Here is a 1,275-nt window from a genome sequence, read left to right on the forward strand (position 1 = left end):
GAAATGTGCGGCTTGGGAGGTTACGGGGCCTGTTGAGATGGAAATACCTTTTTTTACGCTTCCTGTTTCAGGCAGACACAATTTGCGTTTTCATTTTACTGACGATAACGGTACTCCATATCGGAATACGCCGTTTATCGCTTATCTGCCCGACGGTTCTACCATAGAAGCAAAAACCGATAAAAACGGGTATACATCCACTTTTTATTCCGATGACCCGCAAAATATCGATGTCCAGCTTTTAATTTGATGTTTTATTTTATCTAAGTTTCGTTTTGAGCTTGTTGAGGAAACGTTATGTCGACTGAAAAACAACAAAAACATGCCAATATCACTTCGGGTACTCATTCATCGCAACCTAAACATACGGTGCAACAGAAAATAAGCCGCCGTTGCGATAAAAATGTTCCCCGTGCCGCAGATTCCATTTATGGGAAGTGTGTATTTTATTACCGCCCGCATCAAGGTGAAGTTATTAAGAAAACGAGCGTCAATTTTAAAAAAATTGCTGATTATGCGGTGAATCTGAATCGCACACCGGCTGATGCGGCAAGAATTTTCAATAAATTGGTAACCAATCGCGACACCTTGATTGCCCCCGACAACCAAGACCCGAATTGGTCGAGATGGCATAATTTCAAAGCGCGTCATGTAGCATGCGGACATGAACCGCCTGCTTACTATATCAGCTACGGCTATTATTATTGTTCCAACTTCCAGCGTTATCTTTATCCGAGGCTGAAATCTTCTCAAGGGCAAAGGTGGATGAGAGACGCAAGAAAATTATTACAGGAATATATGGATGACGGTTTGAGAGCTAATATGCAAAGTACGCTTTTGGTATTTGAATCTAGAAGTTATCCTAAAAAGAAAATTCCACCTATGAAAGTGGATATCCAGCAATTGGAACTGCAAAACGATACCTTCAAACAATTCGCTTTCAGAACCCATGTGCCGGCCTACCTTGACGGCGGGATTGCAGATGTGCCGATTGCCGATCTGATGCGGGTGTTCGGGCAGCCGAATGTGGAAGAATGGGCCGATCCGGAAACATGGAAGCAGGCGGTAGATGTGGCATGGGAGGTGGTGCCGCATAAAGTAAAAAATCCGTTGGATACTGCACAGGAGGCTGCCGATGCCGCGGTGCAGGCGGGCAGTTATGTATTTGAACAAACGGCGGAGAGTATTCAAAAGGGAGCAGGCTATATGGTGAAAAAGGCCAACGGCGTATGGGAATGGGTATTCGGAAAATAGCCTATGTTGAAAATGAGTAAG

The 1,275-nt window shown here is 44.2% G+C and carries 2 protein-coding genes; both read left to right on the top strand.

Features of this window, described 5'->3' with window-relative positions; all coding sequences use genetic code 11:
* On the top strand, positions 1-250 hold a 250-nt coding region (locus tag Q0X97_RS11775), incomplete at its 5' end, for a hypothetical protein (RefSeq protein WP_302067756.1).
* A gap of 47 nt (positions 251-297) precedes the next feature.
* The gene (locus Q0X97_RS11780; RefSeq protein ID WP_302067757.1) at positions 298-1,254 is read left to right on the top strand and encodes a hypothetical protein; all 957 of its coding nucleotides are present in this window, start codon (positions 298-300) and stop codon (positions 1,252-1,254) included.
* The last annotated feature ends 21 nt before the right edge of the window (positions 1,255-1,275 follow it).

It is taken from the genome of Neisseria sp. MVDL19-042950, from assembly GCF_030504625.1.
Taxonomy (GTDB): Bacteria; Pseudomonadota; Gammaproteobacteria; order Burkholderiales; family Neisseriaceae; genus Neisseria.

Bases quoted from the DNA above. Each gene is read 5' to 3' on its own strand.
- Q0X97_RS11780 (WP_302067757.1), top strand. From the start codon at position 298: ATGTCGACTGAAAAACAACAAAAACATGCCAATATCACTTCGGGTACT.